This window comes from Caulobacter sp. BE264, from assembly GCF_031457805.1.
Taxonomy (GTDB): domain Bacteria; phylum Pseudomonadota; class Alphaproteobacteria; order Caulobacterales; family Caulobacteraceae; genus Caulobacter.
The window spans coordinates 59,548-79,033 of sequence record NZ_JAVDXI010000007.1 but is presented as its reverse complement, the minus strand read 5'-3'; the positions used below and the strand labels follow the sequence as shown (position 1 = coordinate 79,033).

12 protein-coding genes are annotated in these 19,486 nt (G+C 67.1%); 2 read left to right on the top strand and 10 right to left on the bottom strand.

Features of this window, described 5'->3' with window-relative positions:
- Positions 1–3: 3 nt before the first annotated feature.
- The 10 genes from J2X45_RS16585 to J2X45_RS16540 form a co-directional block, all read right to left on the bottom strand.
- The gene (locus tag J2X45_RS16585) at positions 4–633 is read right to left on the bottom strand and encodes a PepSY-associated TM helix domain-containing protein (protein WP_310216932.1); all 630 of its coding nucleotides are present in this window, start codon (positions 631–633) and stop codon (positions 4–6) included.
- Between the two features lie 138 nt (positions 634–771).
- Positions 772–2,253 (bottom strand): HWE histidine kinase domain-containing protein, encoded by a 1,482-nt coding sequence (locus J2X45_RS16580; protein WP_310216929.1) that lies wholly within the window; start codon positions 2,251–2,253, stop codon positions 772–774.
- A 32-nt stretch (positions 2,254–2,285) separates the two neighbouring features.
- The gene (locus J2X45_RS16575; RefSeq protein WP_310216927.1) at positions 2,286–2,996 is read right to left on the bottom strand and encodes a 2OG-Fe dioxygenase family protein; all 711 of its coding nucleotides are present in this window, start codon (positions 2,994–2,996) and stop codon (positions 2,286–2,288) included.
- Positions 2,993–3,406, bottom strand: coding sequence for a group III truncated hemoglobin (locus J2X45_RS16570; protein WP_310216924.1), 414 nt, complete (start codon positions 3,404–3,406; stop codon positions 2,993–2,995). The genes J2X45_RS16575 and J2X45_RS16570 overlap by 4 nt, the downstream gene beginning before the upstream one ends.
- An 89-nt stretch (positions 3,407–3,495) precedes the next feature.
- Positions 3,496–5,406, bottom strand: coding sequence for a sialate O-acetylesterase (locus J2X45_RS16565; RefSeq protein ID WP_310216921.1), 1,911 nt, complete (start codon positions 5,404–5,406; stop codon positions 3,496–3,498).
- 200 nt (positions 5,407–5,606) lie between these two features.
- Positions 5,607–8,027: a glycoside hydrolase family 3 N-terminal domain-containing protein gene (locus J2X45_RS16560; protein ID WP_310216919.1), complete on the bottom strand. Its 2,421-nt coding sequence runs from the start codon at positions 8,025–8,027 to the stop codon at positions 5,607–5,609.
- A 290-nt stretch (positions 8,028–8,317) separates the two neighbouring features.
- Positions 8,318–10,111 (bottom strand): DUF885 family protein, encoded by a 1,794-nt coding sequence (locus tag J2X45_RS16555; RefSeq protein WP_310216916.1) that lies wholly within the window; start codon positions 10,109–10,111, stop codon positions 8,318–8,320.
- Positions 10,112–10,211: 100 nt separating this feature from the next.
- A complete protein-coding gene (locus J2X45_RS16550) occupies positions 10,212–10,715 on the bottom strand; it encodes a hypothetical protein (protein ID WP_310216914.1) in 504 nt (167 codons plus the stop codon).
- Between the two features lie 209 nt (positions 10,716–10,924).
- Entirely contained in the window at positions 10,925–12,886 is a 1,962-nt protein-coding gene (locus tag J2X45_RS16545) for a peptidase M61 (RefSeq protein WP_310217312.1), read from the bottom strand.
- Between the two features lie 1,208 nt (positions 12,887–14,094).
- Positions 14,095–14,448, bottom strand: coding sequence for a hypothetical protein (locus tag J2X45_RS16540; protein ID WP_310216911.1), 354 nt, complete (start codon positions 14,446–14,448; stop codon positions 14,095–14,097).
- Between the two features lie 376 nt (positions 14,449–14,824).
- Between J2X45_RS16540 and dnaG the strand changes: the two genes are divergently transcribed.
- Both dnaG and rpoD read left to right on the top strand, forming a co-directional pair.
- Positions 14,825–16,756: a DNA primase gene (gene dnaG / locus J2X45_RS16535; protein ID WP_310216909.1), complete on the top strand. Its 1,932-nt coding sequence runs from the start codon at positions 14,825–14,827 to the stop codon at positions 16,754–16,756.
- Between the two features lie 578 nt (positions 16,757–17,334).
- Positions 17,335–19,293: an RNA polymerase sigma factor RpoD gene (gene rpoD, locus J2X45_RS16530; protein ID WP_310216905.1), complete on the top strand. Its 1,959-nt coding sequence runs from the start codon at positions 17,335–17,337 to the stop codon at positions 19,291–19,293.
- Positions 19,294–19,486: the final 193 nt, after the last annotated feature.

Below are 19,486 nucleotides of genomic sequence, written 5' to 3'. Positions count from 1 at the left end.
GCCTCAGAGGTGGACGAACAGGATGACAAGAAGGACGGGCGCGACCAGACCCAGCCCGACCAGCGGCCAGGTCAGGGGGCGCGCGCGGGCGTGGAACTGCAGCAGGATCAGGCCGGTCACCGTGAAGATCACGCAGGCGACCGCGAAGATGTCGATGAACCAGCTCCAGGCCTTGCCGGTGTTGCGGCCCTTGTGCAGGTCATTGAGCAGGCTGATCGCGCCGCGCGTGGTCTTCTCATGCTCGACGGCGCCGGTCTCGCGGTCGATCGAGACCCAGGCGTCGCCGCCGGGGCGGGCGAGCGCCACATAGACCTCGTCGGCCGACCATTCGCCCTCGCGCCCGGCCACGTCGGCGCCGACGGCCTCGTCGAGGAACGGCTCCAGCTTGACGGGCAGGGGGCGCTTGCCCTCTTCCGGACCCTTGGCCAGCACCGCCAGCAGGTCGGGCGGCAGGGTCGCCTTGCGGCTGACCACCTGGGGCTCGGCCTCGATCTGGCCGGCGTGGTTCAGGGTGATCCCGGTGATCGCGAACAGCAGCATGCCGATCAGCGACAGCGCCGCGCTGATCCAGTGCCACTGGTGCAGCTGCTTCAGCCAGAACGAGCGGCGATGTTGGGCGGCGGCGGATTTCACAGGCGGACGCGACAGGGGCTGAGCAACAGGATGCCTGTCCTTACTTGAGAACGAATTGCAATTTCAAGAGCCAAGGCGAGGCTTCGGACAAGATCGTCCGGATCACGTCCATCATAGGCGTGTCGGAAGCAAGGCGACCTACTGCGCCGTCAGCGGGGCGCCGCGGGCCAGGGCGCCGACCAGGACGTTGGCGGGCACGGGCTTGCGCAGGATGGGACCATCGTCGACCTCCGGCTCCTGGTAGCCGGTCAGATAGACGAACGGGACGCCGCGGCGGTTCAGCGCCTTGGCCACGGGCGTGATCAGGCGGCCGCCCAGGTTGACGTCCAGCAGCGCACGGTCGACGGGGTGGGCGTCCAGCAGCGCCATCGCCTCCTCGATTGTGCCAGCCGGACCCACCACCTTGGCGCCGGCGGCGGTGAGCACGCGCGTCAGCTCCATGGCCACCACCGCCTCGTCCTCGACGACGAGCACATGCTGATCGTTGAGGCTGGGCCCGACTTCGGCGGGAGAGCCCGCCCGATAGACCGGCGCGCTCTCGGCCGGACGGGCCTGGGCCCCCTGCAGCAGATCGAGACGCACCTTCAGGCCCTGCGGGCGCCAGGTGTGTTCGATCCGCGCACCCAGCTGCTTGGCGGCGCTCTCGATCAGGGTGGAGCCGAAGCCACGTTGCGTCGGCGCGGCGATCGCCACCCCGGCGTCCTCTCGCCAGGCCAGGCGAAGCACGCCGGTCTCGTCGAAGCTCCAGCTGACGTTCAGGCGGCCCAGCGGGCGCGACAGGGCGCCGTACTTACTTGCGTTGGTGGCCAGTTCGTGGATCACCAGGGCCAGGGACTGGGCGGCCTGGGCGTCGATCAGGGCCGGCGGACCCAGGATCGCCACCTGCTCGCTGGCCTCCCCGCCATAGGGATCCAGCTCCAGCCGCAGCAGGTCGTGCAGGTCCACGCCGCTCCAGCGTGTCGCCGACAACAGGCTGTGAGCGCGGGCCAGCGAGCCGATCCGGCCCGACAGCGCATGGACGTACTGGTCCTTGGTCTCGAACGGCGTCAGTTGGGCCAGCGACTGGACGACGGTCAGCACGTTCTTGGCCCGATGGTCCACCTCGCGGATCAGCAGGCGTTCGGTCTCCTCGGCGCGCTTGCGTTCGGTGATGTCGGTGATCAGGACGTAGTAGCCGGGGATTTCGCCGTTCGGCGCGATGTCGGGCACGTATCGCGCCTCGATAAAGCGGGCGCCGGCGCCCTGGTATTCGACCTCGCCCTCGAAGGTGAGGGTCTCGCCCGCCAGCGCCCGGCGTACAAAGCCTTGCAAGCGCCCATAGGCGACGTCGCCGATCACTTCGCTGAGACGGCGACCTTCGATATCGGCGCGATCCACGCCGAACCAGTGCTCATAGGCGCGGTTGACGAAGCGATAGCGCTCCTCGCGGTCGACATAGCTGATCAGGATCGGGACGGCGTCGGCCATCGCGCCGGACAGCACGTCGCGGCGCTGAGCGGAGGCGGTGTGCGGCAGGGCGCAATCGTCTCGAGACATGGAAATGGACGCCCGATCCCGAGAAGCCGGAAAGCCACCGTTACATGGGTGGACACCGGTCCAAAGAGTTAACGCGTGAGGCAAACGGTCGCAGCTACCCCCGCGCGAGCTGGACTCTACGCCGCTTCCGGGCGCCGAAATGTGACGACCAGCACATCGCGGATCGCTGGGGCCTGAGACTCGCGCGGCCGGATGGGTGTCACGCCATGCAGGACGCGGTGGTCGTCGAGGAAAACCGCGTCGCCCGGCGCGGTCAGGGTGAACGCGCCCAGGCTTGTCCCGTCCGGCGCAAAGATGTCGGTGACGCCGCTGTCGACGTTCTGGCGATCGACCAGCATGACGATCACCCAGTCGACGCCGTCGCGGTGCGCGCCCTCAGGGGTCGGCAGGCCTTGCTCGCCCGCCCGCGCCTCGATGCGGAACTGGTGGGCCTCGACGTGCCAGGGCGTATCCGAGGGGGGCGACAGCGGATCAAACTGCTCAAGCCCGGCGGCGATGACGCCTCGCATCACCGGATGGTCGGCGATCGCGTCAGTGACCGGCTCGAACCAGCGCTGAACGCCGCCGTTCAATGGGTTGTAGTCGCGGCTCTGCCAGTGCGGCTGATGCGGCTTGCGCTCCAGGAGCCCCGGCGCGACCGCGAAGGCGGCGAACCGCCGACGCCGATAGCGCCCGCCGTCCGCCATGAAGGTGTCAAGGCCAAGGTCGTTCCAGCTGTCGGCGAAGGTGCTCCACCCCGCCATCGCCTCCGGGCCGAGAAGGGCCGAGGTTTCGTTGGCTTCGAAGCGGACGAAACCCTGGTCGGCCAGGCCCGCGCGCGGGCTCAAGCCACCGCTCCGGAGCGGTGAAACAGCCCCAGCTTCAGGGTGGCTGCGATCCGCTCGGCTCTCTGGCCGATGAAGGCCGCACGGGGCGCGTCGAAAAGCTCGGCGCAGGTCATGTGGAAGAGGCCCAGCCATGGCGTGAACAGGCCCTCGGTGATCCCCTCGACGCCCTGGTGGCCCGCCACCGGCTGGCCCTTGTAGCGGCCCGAGGTGTTCAGCACCGACGACCAGAAGTCCTTCAGCTTGGCCAGGTGCTCGGGCCAGCCGTCGGGGCCGATCGCGGTCTCGAAGATCGGGCCCAGGCGATGGTGCTGGCGGATCCGCGCGTAGAAGGTCTCGACCAGCCGGTCGATCTCCTCATCGGTGAACGGAGCGGCGTCGGCGCGGGCCTGGGAGCGCGGAGAAACGGACATGGCCGCGATATGGACCCTCGTGTCCCCCGACAGAACCCCGGTGCGATCACACTTAGCTTCGGATTCTTACTTAAGGGGCGCTCGGGCGGTTAGTGAACGTCAACCTCGAACGGCCCGGCCGGAAGGCCCTCGGCGTCGAACAGGTTGAAGGTCGGGCTATCGGCCCAGGCGAAACGGACCTTGGAGCCCGTCCCGCTCAGCACCACCGAGGTCCCGTCGATGCGACCGTCGACCCAGCGGCAAGCGGTGTCGCACAGCTCAAAGCCGATCACCCGGTCCGAGCCGTACGAGACCAGACGCCCGCCGCCCACCTGGGCGAAGCTGACCACCACGGTGTCGGCGGTCCGCTTGGCGGAGACGACCTCGGGGCCGGTGGTCACCGGCTCGCCATAGAGGCGGCGAGCGGCCAGGGCCAGGCGCCGGCCGACCTCCTGCTTGTTGGCCGGGTGGATGTCATAGGGGTCGCCGATGTCGTGGATGACGACGAGGCCGGCGCGCGGATCGGCGGCGACGGCCCGGCGCTGGGCGTCGCGCAGGGCGGCGGTTCCTGCGGGCAGGCCGGGCGCGGTGGCGAAGCCGCCATAGTCGGCCAGTTGCACGACCAGCGCCGGCATGTCGGGCGACTGTCCCTGACGCCGCTCGGCCATGAAGGCGCCCAGCAGGTTCACATAGGCCTTGTCGCGGCCGACATTGGTCTCGCCCTGGTACCAGGCCAGGCCTGCATAGGCGTAGGGGCCCATCGGGGCGATCATGCCGTTGTAGAGCGTCGAGACCCCCGACAGGGTGTCCCAGGGCGCGCGGGGCGGATCGCCGCCGGCGCGGGGCTCGATCCGGTACGTCCAGTTGGTCAGCGGCAGCGACGTCCCATCGGCCAGGGTCAGCACACGCTTGGCTGGATCGCCATACATGCCGCCGTTGGCGTAGGTGTCGTAGGCCGAGACGACGAGCGTGTTCTTGCCGGCCTTCAGCGCGCCGGCGGGCAGGGCGTAGCGGCGGTCCAGCCACGCCCCGGAGGTCGCGCCGACGCCCACGCCGTTGAGATAGGTGGTGTCCATCTCGTCGATCTGGGCCAGGCCCAAGGTGGCCGCCTGCGCGGCCTGTGCGGCGGTCAGCTCGATCTCGGTCTTGAACCAGACGACGCCGTTGAACTGCGCCAGGGCCGGGACGCCCCAGCGTTCCCAGATCCCGAGGCCCTGCGGCGCGGCCGTCCAGGTTCCCGCGCCGGTCCACGGCGCCAGCGCCGCCTGGCCAGGGTTCTTGGCGCTCCACCAGCCCTTGATCACCTCGCCCCAGCGGCGGCTGGCGGCGTCCTGGTCCTTGATCGACAGGTTCAGGACCTCGATGGCGTCGTCATAGCCGCCGACCTTGCGCAGCGCTGTCGGCGTCATCCAGGCCTCGATGCCCGAGCCGCCCCACGAGGCGTGGATCAGGCCCAGCGGGACGTTGCGCGTCTTCTGCAGCTCGCGGGCGAAGTAGAAGCAGCTGGCCGAAAAGGCGCCGACAGTTTCCTTGTTCGTCGGCTTCCAGGCGGGCGGCTTCTTGAAGTACTTGGCGGGCGAGCGGGCGTCGGCCTTCTCGATCGTGGCCATTCGGATCGTGTCGTTGGCCGCGCCGTTGTTGATCTGGTTCCAGGCGTCGCCCGAGGCGGAGACCTGCATCTCCATGTTCGACTGGCCCGAGCACAGCCAGACATCGCCAACCAGCACGTCGGACGCCGTGGCCTTGGCCGAGGCGGTGGCGGCGGTCAGGGTGTAGGGGCCGCCAGCGGGCGTGGCCGGGAAGTCCACGCGCCAGGCGCCGTCAGGACCGGCCTTGGCGGTCAGGGTCTGGCCCGCGAAGGACGCGGTGACCGTCTCGCCCGGCTTGGCGGTCCCGAACACCGGCAGGGGCCGGTCGCGCTGGACGACGGCGTGGTCGGCGAACAGGCCGTTCAGCAGGGACTGTGCGTTGGCGGGCCCGACGAGGGCGACGGCCAGCAGAATCGGCGCGAGACGGCGCATGGTTTGCTCCCGTGTATGCCGCCTTGCTGGCGGTCTTAGATTTCTCCGACTTCCCCGGCGAATGCCGGGGCCCCGATTCATCCTGAGCGCTTTTGGGGTTGACTTGCCAACGATCTCGGCAAGGCCCGCAGCCCTCATGGGTTCGATCTGGGCCCCGGCATTCGCCGGGGAAACCGGATTTTTGAACGCATCGACGGCGCTTAAGCGACCGTCAACGTCGTCTTCTTCAGGTCCACGGAGTTCGGACCCACCAGGATCGAGAAGTCGCCGGGCTCGACGACGCGCTGCATGTCCAGGTTCCACATCCAGAGGTCCGAGGGCTTGATCTCGAAGGTGACCGTGGTCTTGGCGCCGGGGGCCAGGGTGACGCGCTTGAAGTGCTTCAGCTCCAGCACCGGACGGGTGACCGTGGCCGCCTCGTCATGGACGTAGAGCTGGACCACCTCGTCGCCGGCCACCTTGCCGGTGTTGGTGACGTCAACCTCGACCTTGACGGTCTCGCCCTGGCCGATCCTGGCCTTGGCCAGGCGCGGGGCCGAGATGTCGAAGGTGGTGTACGACAGGCCAAAGCCGAACGGGTAGAGCGGGGTGGTCTCGCCGTCCAGATAGCCGCGGCGGGCTGTGGGCTTGCGGTTGTAGTAGACCGGCAGCTGGCCGACATCGCGGGCGATGCTGACCGGCAGCTTGCCGCCCGGATTGGCGCGGCCGAACAGCACGTCGGCGGCGGCGTTGCCGGTCTCCTGGCCCAGGTACCAGCCTTCGATGATGGCGTCAGCGCGTTGCTGCAGCAGGTTGATCGACAGCGGGCGGCCGTTCAGCAGGAACACGACCGTGGGCTTGCCGAGGTCGAAGATCGCCTTGGCCAGGTCGTTCTGCTGGCCCATCAGGTCCAGGCTGTCACGGTCGCCCAGGTGGTTGTCGGCCCAGGCTTCGCGGCTGGTCTGCTCGTTGTCGCCCAGCACCATGACCACGACATCGGCCTTCTTGGCGACCTCGACGGCTTCGGCGATCAGCTTGGCGTTGACGGCCGGGTCGGTGAAGTTGACCGCGTCCTGCGCCCAGACCCGCTGTTCGGTGATCCGGACGGCCTCGGCGTAGTCGAGCGCGAAGCCTTGGGCCTTGGCCTCGGCGGTCAGGCCTTCGAGGATCGAGACCACGTGGCGCGGCACGTCGGAGTAGCCGCCGATCGGCGTGTCCTTGGCGTGCGTGCCAAGCAGCGCCATGCGCTTGATCTTCTTGCCGTCCAGCGGCAGCACGCCCTTGTCGTTCTTGAGCAGGACCACGGCCTTGCGGGCGGCCTCGCGGGCCAGGGCGACGGCGTCCGGCGTGGCGGTCTTGGCGTCGGCGGTCTTCTCGTCGCAGTAGGGGTTCTCGAAGAGGCCCGCCTGGAACTTCATCTCCAGCACCCGGGCGACGGCGGCGTCGACCTCGAACTGCGGGATGCGCCCGGCCTTCACCAGCTCGGGGATCAGGGCGTAGGCCTCGCCGTCGGGCAGCTCGACATCGACGCCCGCGTGCAGGGCGCGCACGGCCGTCTCGCCCAGGTCATTGGTCAGCTTGTGGCGGCTGATCATTTCCTTGATGGCGAAGTAGTCGCTCTGGACCGAGCCCTTGTAGCCCCACTCCTCACGCAGGATCTTGGTCAGCAGCCAGCGGTTGGCGTGCGAGGGCACGCCGTCGATCTCGTTGTACGACGGCATCACCGACCGCACCGGCAGTTCCTTCACCGCGCGTTCGAACGGCGGGAAGAAGTTCTCGCGCAGGGTGCGCTCGGCGATCTGAGCGGGGCCGACATTGGTGCCGTTCTCGGGCTGGCCATGGCCGGTCATGTGCTTGAGGGTGACGAACACCTTGTCCTTGGCCAGCGGCAGGGTCGCGCCCTGGAAGCCGCGGATGGCGGCCAGGCCGATCTCGGCGCACAGGTGCGGGTCTTCGCCGTAGGTCTCCTCGATCCGGCCCCAGCGCGGGTCGCGGGCCACGTCGACCACCGGCGCCAGCGCCATGTTCGCGCCGCGGGCGCGCATCTCGCGGGCGGCGACCGAGAAGATCTTCTCGGTCAGCTCCGGATCGAAGGTCGAGGCCAGGGCGATCGACTGCGGGAAGCTGGTGGCGTCACGCGCGACATAGCCGTGCAGCGCTTCGTCGTGCATCAGCATCGGGATGCCCAGGCGCGTCTTTTCCATCGCCCACTTCTGGGCGGCGTTGACATACTTGGCGGTTTCCTTGGCGTTGCGGCCGATGGAGCCGTCCTCGGCGCCGGCGGCGGCGCCCACCACGGTGGCGGGCTTCAGGCCCCGGCGGTCGGTCGGGCGCGACACCTGGCCCAGGCCGTGCGGGAAGTTCTTGCTGGCTTCCTCGGGCGAGAACTCGCCTTCGGGCGTCTGGATCTTGGCCTTGGTCAGCCAGATGCCGATCAGCTGGGCGGCCTTCTCCTCGATCGTCATGCGCGACAGCAGATCCTGCACACGCGCGTCGACCGGCTGGGCCGGATCCTTGTAGAGCGGCTTGCCGCCCGAGGTCTTGGAGGCTTGGCCGGCGGCTTGCGCCAGGCCGGGCAGGGCGGCGGCCGACAGGGCCGCGAGGCTCGCGCCGAACAGGCGGCGGGTGAGGGTGGTGGTCATCCGGTCGTTTCCCCGAGGCTGAGCAAGACGCTAACGGCTCTCAATCGCCGTTGTTGGCGCGCACTATGGGGGCACTTGTCAGACCACTCAAGCCAGAAATGGTACCGGTCTCATTTCTTATCGCCAGACTGCCCCCTCCGTTACGGCGCTGCGAGACGGAGGAGGCGTTCCTGCGTCCTTCGAGGCGCGCTCAAGAGCGCGCACCTCGGGATAAGGGCTTCAGCACAGGCCTTCCTCATCCCGAGGTGCGAGCCGAAGGCGAGCCTCGAAGGACGCGCCTGGGCGCAGCTTCACCCCTGCCAGCGGTCCATGACGCCCTCCAGCACCGTCAGCGGCGCCGGGCCGACCAGAAGCGCCGTGTCGTGGAAGCGCTTGATGTCGAACTTGCTCCCCAGGCGCGCTTTGGTGCGCTCGCGCAGGGCCGCCCAGACCGTGTGGCCGACCTTGTACGAGCAGGCCTGGCCGGGATTGGCGCAGTAGCGTTCGACCTCGCGAGAGACCCGCACCTCCGGGTCGCCGCCGGTCTCGATCATGTAGGCGATGGCCTTTTCGCGGCTCCAGCCCTTGGCGTGGATGCCGGTGTCGACCACGCAGCGCGAGGCGCGGAACAGGCGGGCCTGGTACATGCCCAGAAGGCCCAGATCGTCGCCATCGTCATAGATTCCCATCTCCATGGCGACCTGTTCCGCGTAGAGCGCCCAACCCTCGGTATTGGCCGAGAAGTTCATGTTCTGACGCAGCTTGGGCAGGTTGCTCTCGGCGACCAGCGCGAGCTGGAAGTGGTGTCCGGGCGCGCCCTCGTGGTGCATCAGCGTGGCCAGCGACCAGCGCGGGCGCTCGGCCGTGTCGCGCAGATTGATATAGACCGCGCCCGGCCGCGAGCCGTCCAGCGCCGGCCGCTCATAGTAGGCGCCCGACGAGCCGGCCTCGGTGTAAGACGGTACGCGGCGCACCACGACCGGGGTCTTGGGCATCACGCCGAACCACTGCGGCAACAGCGGCTGCAGCTTGGCCAGTCGCTCGGTGCAGTAGGCCAGCAGTTCGGCCCGGCCCTCGTCGGTGTTGGCGAAGACCTGTCCCGGCATGGTGTTCAGGCTGGCCATCCGCTGGCCCACCGTGCCTTGGGTGAGGCCGCGCTTCTTGAGGATCTCGTCCATCCGCGCCTGGATCTCGGCGCCTTCCTCCAGGCCCAGGCGATGGACCTCCTCGGCGGTCTTGTTGGTGGTGGTGTAGATCTTGAGCAGCGCGGCGTAGAAGGCGTCGCCGTCCTTCAGGCGACCGATCCCGGCGTCGTGCACCGCCTTGGCGCGCATCGCCTGCAGGGCGGCGATCTGGCGGTCCAGGGCCGGGTGGATCTCGCTGCTCAGGATGGCGGCGGCCTTGGCGTCATAGTCACCATAGGCCCTGGCGCGGCGAGCGGCGGAGGCGACCAGCACGTTCTTCTCAGGCGGCAGGGCGCGGAACTGCTGCAGCTGGGCGATGGCCTTGTCGACCATGAAGTCGGCCGGGATGACGCCCTTGGCCGCGTCGGCGCGGGCGCGCTCGGTCTCCTGGTCCAGCACGACGGCGAAAGCCTTCATGCGGGCCAGATAGGCGTCGGCGTCGGCGGCCGACTCGATCTTGTGGCGGCCGTCCAGGAAGCTCGGCGTCGAGATGTAGGACCCATAGTACTGGGTCAGCACGAAGGGACGCGCGCCGTCGCCGAACTCGAAGGGCGCGGTTCCGTTGCGGGCCTCGTAGTTGAAGAGGGCGGTGTCGTAGTTGATCGCGTCGTCGCCGGTCAGCGCCTTGCGGTCGATCGTCTTCAGGCGGGCGATCCGCTCCGCGGGTTCGGCGCGGTCGCGCTTCCAGGCGGCGACCGAGCGGTCCGAGAGCCTGCTACGCGCGTCGGCGCGCCCGCCGGTGTCGAGGCCCAGGCTGGTGGCCTGTTCGGGGCTCTGGCTCAGGTCCTCGTCGAAGAAGGCGTCGAACAGCGCATAGAGCTGGTCCTTCGGCGTCGCGGCCTGGGCGGCGGAGGCGAGCCCGGCGGTCAGGGCGGTCGCGGCCGCTCCCATCAGGATCTGGCGACGGTCAGGTTGGGACATGGCGATCCTTGGAACTCAACAAGCTGGGACGATCCAGGGCGTAAACCTATCGTTCCCTTGCGCTCCGTCCAGGGTCAACGCGGTGGCCGGGAGGCGCGCGTCAGTGGAGGGGCGTCGTAGCCGGTCCCGTCGCGGGATGGGCGGCGTCCTCCATCCAGTCCGGCCAGACGCGGTCGGTCCAGCTCGCCGCCTGATACTGCCGGCGCAGGATGCCCAGCCATTGGCGGAGGGGCTCGGTGGCCAGCGTCAGGCGCGCCGCAAGCCCCTCATCCGAGCGGAAGGTCAGGGCCACGCCGTCCGGACCGGACAGGATGTCCACCGAGTCTACACGCCAGCTGGCGGCGGGCGCGGTGGCCTCTACGGCCGGTTGCGGCGACAGCGACGCTTCAGCCGCCTGCTGGGCGAAGCCTTGCAGCAAGGCGTCGCTGGCCGAGTCCGGACGCTCCAGGCCGCCGGTCAGGCGCGGCGCCAGCAGGTTGAGCAGGCGCTGGGTGAGCCACAGGACGATGGTCGCGCCGTCGGCGGCTTCGCCGCTGATGCGGATGCGGTCCTCGACCGCGACATACTCGGTGGTTACGCGCTGGAGTTCGGGAATGTCCGTCATGTCGTCTCGGGCCGAGCCTGGACAGGCCTTGTAACCCCAGTCGATCGCCCGCGAAGTCTGGAAAGTAAAAAAGGACCCGCCTGGGAGGAGGCGGGCCCTTTCTTGGTACGCGTTCAGAGGGATCGAACAGGCGGAAAGATGACGCAAATGCCGCCCTTCCGCCCTTCTGCAAATCGTCGCAGCCCGCGAACGAGTCGCAGTTCAGCGCCCTACTTGCGGGGCGCCAGGATGTCGCCCAGGCGATCCGGCGCCCCGGCGATCCGCTCCAGGCGCGGGTAACGCAGCCCACCCCGGTAGTCGATCGTGACCATCCGATAGCGCGAGCCGTCCTTGATCAGCAGCTCGACCAGCGGGTTCTCGGGCTTGGCGGCCGCCTTGACCGCGGCCTTGAGCTTGTCGCCGTCCAGCTGCTCGCCATTCACCGCCAAGACCGTCAGGCCCTGGGTCAGGCCGGCCTTGAACGCCGGGCCGCCCCACTGGACGTCGGAGATCACGCCGTCAGAACCCAGGCTCAGACCCAGAGAATAGGTCAGGGCCGTGCCGCGCGAGCGGGTCTCGGCGGCCTTCATGAACTCGGTCGGGGTCTCGGCGTAGACCAGCTTGTAGCCGCCGCGCGCCAGACCATCGAGCGGCGCCTCTGGCTGGACCTCTTCGATGCGCGACTTCAGGAACGTCGCCCAGTCATGAGCCACGACGCCGTTCAGGGCCGCGACCACGTCCTCGAACACATAGGTGCGCGGCACGTACGAGCCGTTGTCGACGCCGAAGAAGGCCTTGGCGAAGTCGTCCAGCGACTTCTTGCCGCCGGTCTTCTCGCGGATGAGGGTGTCGGCGTCGAGCCAGACCAGCTGGCCTTCGGAATAGTAGTCCTCGCTGCGCTGCCAAGACAGCCACGACAGCGGACGGCGCTGGGCGATGATCGGGTCGTTGGTGGTGTCCTGCACCGGGCGCCAGTCGCGGCCGCGACGGTTGTCATAGGTCGCGGCGGTGGCGGCGATTGCGTCCAGGGTCTGCTGCTTGGTCAGGAAGCCCGCGCGCGCCGACAGGACATAGCCCCAGTACTGGGTCTGGCCCTCATAGACCCACATCAGGCTGTCGCGCATCGGCACGTTCAGATTGGGGGTCCAGATGTCGGCGGCGCGGCGGAACTTGCCGTTCCACGAGTGGGTGAACTCGTGGGGCAGCAGGTCGCGGCCGACGAAGCTCTTGTCCCAGTCGGTGAAGTACTTGGGCGTCACCCGGTTTTCGGAGCTGCGGTGGTGCTCCAGGCCGATGCCGCCCAGGCGGTCCGACAGGGCGACCAGGAAGTCATAGTGATCGTAGTGATGCGAGCCGAACAGCTTGTAGGCCTGCTGCACGAGGTCCTTGTGAACCTGGATGTGCTCGGGCTTGGCCTCCAGCAGCTCGGGGCTGTCGGCCACCAGGTTCAGGCGCACGGGGGCCGGGCCGGTGGGATCCAGGTCGATCGACTTGAAGTACTTCCCGGCGAAGATGGGCGAGTCGACCAGGGTCTCGACCGTGGTCGGCTTGAAGGTGGTGACCTGACCCTCGACCTTTGCGGTCTCCAGGGCGGTGGCCAGTTTCCAGCCTTCGGGCAGCTTGACGCTGGCCTCGACCGGAATCTGGCGGGTGTAGTAGCCGGCCGGATAGAGCGCGACCTGCAGCCACTGCAGGTTCAGCATCTCGCGAGTGACCTCGATGCGGCCGATCCGGCCCTCGACGGCGGTCAGGAACTGGTAGCTGACCTCGATCTCGGTCGCGTCGGCGGGCCCGTCGACATGGAAGGCGTGGACGCTGACGACGTCGCGCTTCCAGGGGATGCGCTTGCCATTGGCGGTGACCACCAGGCCGGCCAGCTTGTCCAGATCGTTGCGCGGCGAGTGGCCGCCCGGAACCCACTGCGGATAGAGGAAGGTGAAGGCTCCGGCCTTGCTGACCGGGATGGTCGTGGTGACGGTCCAGATCTTGCGATCGAGGTCGGTGGCGTCGACCGCCAGCTTCAGCGTGCCGGCGTAGGGAATGTCCTGCGGGGCGGGGATTGGCGCCGTCGGCGCGGCCGACTCCGGCATCGGCTGCGATGGGGCCGGCGTCGGCGTCTGGGCCAGAGCGGCCGTGGCGGCCAGAGACAGGACGGAGACCGAGAAGAACAGCGCTTTCACGAAACACCCCAGGACGGCGCGCGGGCATGCTCCCCGCGATAAGAAGCCGGGATGTTTGTGGCCTTATCCGCGGCTTGTCGAGGCCGAGTTGGCCTCCGAGCACGGAATATCCGCCGTTCGTTTCGGGGGCGAAACGAAGCGTCTTTGGCGTAACTGGAATAATCTGCTCCCCCGCGATGCGAAGGAGCTGTCGCGAAGCGACTGGGAGTCTCGATGCTAGAAACTCGGTGACAGCGTGTTCAATTCCGAGGCTGAAAAATCAGCGTACCATCACCGTAATTCCCCGCATTAATTCGCGTAATTCCGTCACCTTACTTCCACCGTAATCAACCTTAGTTCAGCGCGTGCTTTTCGACGGGCTCGACTACGTCAAGTCCCACGCTGAGGAGATGCATGCGGTGCGGCATTCGAGCTTCGCTTAGGCGAGGATCAGAAAACCCCGAAGCGTCCGCCCGACCAGAAGACATTCTGCAAAGTCCGTTTGTCACCGGGATCCCGTGGGATCCCGGTGATGCGGACGAGCTCGTTTTGCCCGTCTTGGCAAAGGAATTCCAAGCCCGTCATCGAACTGAAGCGGACGAGGGCCTGGTTCCATTGCTTAAGCTGGCCTGCAGTCGCTGTCCCTGCACTTCCCTTATAGGAAACGACCTGAACTGAGCCGTTCTGCGCGCGGATTTGGATCGAAACACGCTTCGATGCACACATGTACGAACCGTGCACAGATGCCGTTTCTGGGGGCGCGTACTCGATGAGAGGCGGAGCCAGCTTAGGCACAATTGTCGAAGACGCCAGGAGCAGGCTCGATGCGACCGCAGAAATCATCGAAAAATCTCACCTATTCTTCAGTTTTTTGCAAGTGTCGACTGTACAGAGCGATCAACGTTGCTCAGTGAGCGGTTACTATTATTCTAACAATCGTACTCATAGACGTTTCCATCATACGAAATATATTGACGAAAGTCAGTCGCGTTTGCGCCGTTGTCAATGAGGAAGTCGGGAAGCAGCCAGTCACCACTGTTCGTGGAGCCGGCAAGGCCAGGGCTCGGGCGTTCATAGTGCGACTCCGGTGTGACCCTGATGAAGCCGTTCGGGGTGTCGGCATAAGTCGGGTGGCTGTGAACCATGCCGACGACCTGGCTCCAGCTTGAGAAGCCAAAATCACTCGGGCTACCCGACATCCCTGTGACACCGAAATTGGTCCCTCGGATCAGTTGCGATTGTTAAATGTTACCTTGTGCGTCGAGGTAAATATACGCGCCATACTCATAGTATTCCTTGTCGGGTTTAGATTGTATGTCTGTATTGATCTTCTTCGCCAACGCGTCGATTTTCTGGTCGAGCGCGAAGTTCCAGTTGATGGGGTGCCCGGAACCACTCGATCCGCCGCCACCATCGCCGCCAGTACCGCCGCCGCCGCCGCCGTTGCCAGGAGGCGGATCCGGATGCTCATAGCCGCCACCACCGGGCGTGATCACAATGGGGTCAACTTCATTGTCCCCAGTTGTCGAGTTCGTAGTCACCGGGATCACGCCAGTTTGGTCGAAGGGCAGCGGGAGGATCGGCTCGAAAGGCATTTTGGGCATCCAGCGATTGACAATTACCTATGATTGCACAATCTGGGATTTATTTTAGCCGCTGAAATCGCCAAAGTTTTAGCTGGGCGAGGAGCGCCAGGAAGGCTGTTGCACTCCGGCGCAACGGACTACGCCGGATAACGGTGTGAGGGCACTAAACGCCGCGCCGCAACCTTCCCCTTCACCGGCGTTCGCCGGTCTTCCTCCCCGCTGGGGGGGGGAGGATTGATGCACGCTGGGTTCTGGGCGGGTTAATCTGTGAGTAACCTGTGGGGGACTCGCGCTATGGGCTGGACGGCCGCCCACGTCCGGTTCTGGCGAGACGGCTCGCCAGATAAGGTGCCGGGTTCAAGTCCGCGAAGTTTCGCCCACCGCAATGCGTTTCGACGACCGCTTCCTCGAAGAACTGAAGTCCCGCCTTCGCCCGTCCGACGTCGTCGGCAAGACGGTGAAGCTGCGGCGGCAAGGGCGCGAATATGCGGGGCTGTCGCCGTTCACCAAGGAAAAGAGCCCGTCGTTCTTCGTCAACGACGAGAAGGGCTTCTACCACTGCTTCTCCAGCGGCAAGCACGGCGACATCATCAGCTTCCTGCAGGAAACCGAGCGGCTGACCTTCGCCGAGGCCGTCGAGCGGCTGGCGGCCGAGGCGGGCATGAGCCTGCCCGAGGTCGACCCCCGCGTCGCGCGCGAGGAGCAGAAGCGTTCGTCGCTAGGCGACTGGATGGAGCTGGCCGCCGCCTGGTTCGAGAGCGAGCTGCGTCGCCCCGTCGGCCAAGCCGCTCGCGCCTATCTGGAAAAGCGCGGCCTGCCCGAGAGCGAGTGGAGCCGCTTCCGCATCGGCTTTGCGCCCAACAACCGCACGGGCCTGAAGGACTATCTGATCGCCAAGGGCGCCAAGCCGGGCGATCTGGTGGACGCCGGCGTACTGATCTCGCCCGAGGACGGCGGTCAGCCCTATGACCGCTTCCGCGACCGGATCATCTTCCCGATCACCGACAGCCGGGGAAAGGTCGTCTCGTTCGGCGGCCGGGCGATGGATCCGCAGGCGCGGGCCAAGTATCTGAACGGCCCGGAGACCAGCCTCTTCCACAAGGGGCGGGTGCTGTACGGCCTGTTCGAGGCCCGCAAGATCCTCCACGCCGGCCAGAGCGGCGGCGAGAAACCGCCGATGGTGGTGGTTGAGGGCTATATGGACGTCATCGCCTGCCAGCGCGCGGGCGTGCCGGCTGTGGCGGCGATGGGCACGGCCCTGACCGAGGAGCAGATGGAGGGGCTGTGGCGCCTGCATCCGACCCCGACCCTGTGCTTCGACGGCGACAAGGCCGGCAAGCGCGCCGCCGACCGAGCGATTGACCGCGCCCTGCCGCTGCTGAAGCCCGGCCGCTCGTTCCTGTTCTCGATGCCGGTGGGCGGCAAGGACCCCGACGACGTGCTGCGCGAGCAGGGGCCGGCGGCGCTGAAGGCCCAGCTGTCGGACACCAAGCCCTTCGTCGAGGCCCTGTTCGAGCGCGAGCGCGATCTTGAGCCCTTCGACACGCCCGAGCAGCGCACCAACCTCAAGGTCCGCCTGCGCACCCTGGCGGCGACCATCGCCGACAAGGACCTGGCCCACGCCTATAAGGAAGAGCTGCTCGACCGGCTGGACGAGATGCGCGCCGCGCGCCGCGTCAAGGCCGACGCCAGCGACGCGGGCCGTACCATGGCCAGGGCGCGGTGGGACAACGCCCCGCGTCGTCCCTGGGGCAAGCCGCGCCTGGAGGGCGCCACCGCCGAAGGCCGTCAGGCCGCCGCCGCCCTGCACCAGGCGCCGCGTCCGTTCTCGGCGGCCCTGCTGATCGCCGCGATCCGCGATCCCAAGGTGGTCGACGACCGCATCGAGGTGCTGATGAACCAGGGCTTCGGCGACGAGCGGCTGGACGCCATCGCCCATGAGCTGGTCAACCTGCGGCTGGAGGCCGACCATGTCGAGACCGGCCTGCTCAAGGGGCGGCTGGCCTCGGCGGGCTATGACGAGGGCGTGCTGGCGGCCCTGGAGCGCGCGGCGGCCCATGTGAAGGCCCTCGATGTCGCCCAGAGCGCGGCCCAGAGCCCGCAAGAGGCGATCCGGGGGCTTTGGTCCCAGGCCTTCGACCTGCTGCTACGGCTCACAGCCCTGGAGCGGGCCGTCGACGACGCCAAGACCGACCTCGCCGACGAGAGCGACTTCCAGACCCTGCTGCGGCTCAAGACCGAGCGCGATGCGGTCAAGCGCCTGATCGAAAGCGGCGGCTGGACCGACCCGGCGCTGGTCTCCCAGGTGCTGCATTAAGAAGTCCGACCTCCCCGGCGAATGCCGGGGTCCAGATCGAGATCGCTGACTTCAACAGGTTGGCTGAGGCCGCAGGCGCATCCACCCCAACCGCTCCGGATGAATCTGGGCCCCGGCATTCGCCGGGGAGGTCGGGTTTTGGGGGAGTTCTTGGAGCCTTCCCCAACCTTCGCCAACAAGCCCACAAAATCAAAACCGTCCATGTCCCATCTTGACTCCGGCGTCACCCACAGCCACATGCCGACTCAAGGATTTGCCACGCAGCTGACTGACATCACTCGGGCCGCCGGAGCGCGCGCCCTTATCGAAACAGGATGTCACCCTCGCCGCCGCCTCAGGTCCCCAGCGGTCGCCGACCCGTTCAGGGAAAAGCTCGCCGTGCTCATCGCCTGAACCTCCGCCGGTTTCCCGCGGAGCGCTTCTACATGGCGGACCAGAGCGCAGGTGAGCCGTCTGACGGGAACGTGATCCTTGGGTAAGCGCTGATCAAGGCGCGGATCAGGCAGGCAAGCCATTTCGACAAGGATTTTTTCGATGCGAGCCTCGCGGGGGGCGGCGCGTCGACTGCGGAGAGCTTAATGAGCAACAATTCCTCGGCCGAGACGGAAGCGCCCGAAACCACCGGTGGTGACGGCCCCCTGCTCGATCTGACCGACGCCGGCGTCAAAAAGTTCATCAAGCAGGCGAAAGCCCGCGGCTACGTCACGATGGACGAGCTGAACAAGGTGCTGCCGTCCGAGGAAGTCAGCCCCGACGCCATCGAAGACACGCTGGCCATGCTCAGCGAGATGGGCGTCAACGTGGTCGAGGCCGAGGAGGACGCCGAGAACGCCGAGGGCGGCGAGGTCGCCACCCGTGACGAGAACACGACCGTCATCGCCAGCGACAAGCCGGCGGCCTATGACCGCACCGACGACCCGGTCCGCATGTACCTGCGCGAAATGGGCTCGGTGGAGCTCTTGTCGCGTGAGGGCGAAATCGCCATCGCCAAGCGCATCGAGGCCGGCCGCGACACGATGATCCGCGGCCTGTGCGAGTCGGCCCTGACCTTCGAAGCCATCATGGTGTGGCGCGAGGAACTGGGCACCGGCCGCATCCTGCTGCGCGAAGTGATCGACCTGGAAGGCACCTACGCCGCCATCAACGGCGTCGCCGCCCAGCCGGCCGCCGAGGACGATGACGGTCCGGCCGAGCCGGTCGACGACGAAGCCGGCGAAGCCAAGGCCGAGGGCGCCGAGGGCGAGGACGAGGACGACTTCGACGACGGCGCCGGTCCGACCGTCAGCGCCATGGAAGGCGAGCTGCGCGAAGGCGTGATGGCCATCCTGGACGCCATCGCCAGCGAGTTTGAAGCCTTCCGCAAGCTGCAGGACAAGCTGGTCGGCAGCCGCCTGAAGGGCGAGGACCTGTCGGAAGCCGACCGCAAGGCCTACGAGCAGCTGTCGGCGACGATCATCCAGCACCTGAAGACGCTGAAGCTGAACAACAACCGCATCGAGGCGCTGGTCGAGCAGCTCTATGCGATCAACAAGCGCCTGATCGGCCTGGAAGGCCGCCTGCTGCGCCTGGCCGACAGCTACGGCATCAGCCGCGCCGAGTTCCTCAAGGCCTATTTCGGCGCCGAGCTGAACCCGACCTGGACCGAGCAGGTCAAGGCCATGGGCGTGCGCTGGACCAAGTTCGTCGAGAACGACAGCCAGTCGGTGCAGGACATCCGCCAGGAGATCGCCGCCCTGGCCACCGAGACCGGCGTGCCGATCGACGACTATCGCCGTATCGTCCAGACCGTTCAGAAGGGCGAGCGCGAAGCCCGTCAGGCCAAGAAGGAAATGGTCGAGGCGAACCTGCGCCTCGTGATCTCGATCGCCAAGAAGTACACCAACCGCGGCCTGCAGTTCCTGGACCTGATCCAGGAGGGCAACATCGGCCTCATGAAGGCGGTGGACAAGTTCGAGTACCGCCGCGGCTACAAGTTCTCGACCTACGCCACCTGGTGGATCCGTCAGGCGATCACCCGCTCGATCGCCGACCAGGCCCGCACGATCCGTATCCCGGTGCACATGATCGAGACGATCAACAAGATCGTCCGCACCAGCCGCCAGATGCTGCACGAGATCGGCCGCGAGCCGACCCCGGAAGAGCTGGCCGAAAAGCTGGCCATGCCGCTGGAAAAGGTCCGCAAGGTCCTGAAGATCGCCAAGGAGCCGATCAGCCTCGAAACCCCGATCGGCGACGAGGAAGACAGCCACCTGGGCGACTTCATCGAGGACAAGAACGCCGTCCTGCCGATCGACGCGGCCATCCAGTCCAACCTGCGCGAAACCACCACCCGCGTGCTGGCCTCGCTGACCCCGCGTGAAGAGCGCGTGCTGCGCATGCGCTTTGGCATCGGCATGAACACCGACCACACGCTGGAAGAAGTCGGCCAGCAGTTCTCGGTGACCCGCGAGCGTATCCGTCAGATCGAGGCGAAAGCCCTGCGCAAGCTCAAGCACCCCTCGCGGTCGCGCAAGCTGCGCAGCTTCCTGGACTCGTAAGGGTTCGGGCTCAGTTCAAAAGGAAACGCCCCGGTCGCAGGACCGGGGCGTTTTCGGTTTTGCGGTCTCCAAATCCCTCTCCCCTTGCGGGAGAGGGTGGCCCGAAGGGCCGGGTGAGGGGTTGCGTTGCGCTATCCGGAAAGGCCTTTCGACCCCTCATCCGTCAGCTTTGCTGACACCTTCTCCCGCAAGG

Coding starts and splice junctions, on each gene's coding strand:
- J2X45_RS16565 (WP_310216921.1), bottom strand. CDS start 5,406: ATGCGCCGTCTCGCGCCGATTCTGCTGGCCGTCGCCCTCGTCGGGCCC.
- J2X45_RS16555 (WP_310216916.1), bottom strand. CDS start 10,111: ATGTCCCAACCTGACCGTCGCCAGATCCTGATGGGAGCGGCCGCGACC.
- J2X45_RS16570 (WP_310216924.1), bottom strand. CDS start 3,406: ATGTCCGTTTCTCCGCGCTCCCAGGCCCGCGCCGACGCCGCTCCGTTC.
- J2X45_RS16560 (WP_310216919.1), bottom strand. CDS start 8,027: ATGACCACCACCCTCACCCGCCGCCTGTTCGGCGCGAGCCTCGCGGCC.
- dnaG (WP_310216909.1), top strand. CDS start 14,825: ATGCGTTTCGACGACCGCTTCCTCGAAGAACTGAAGTCCCGCCTTCGC.
- rpoD (WP_310216905.1), top strand. CDS start 17,335: ATGAGCAACAATTCCTCGGCCGAGACGGAAGCGCCCGAAACCACCGGT.
- J2X45_RS16550 (WP_310216914.1), bottom strand. CDS start 10,715: ATGACGGACATTCCCGAACTCCAGCGCGTAACCACCGAGTATGTCGCG.
- J2X45_RS16540 (WP_310216911.1), bottom strand. CDS start 14,448: ATGCCTTTCGAGCCGATCCTCCCGCTGCCCTTCGACCAAACTGGCGTG.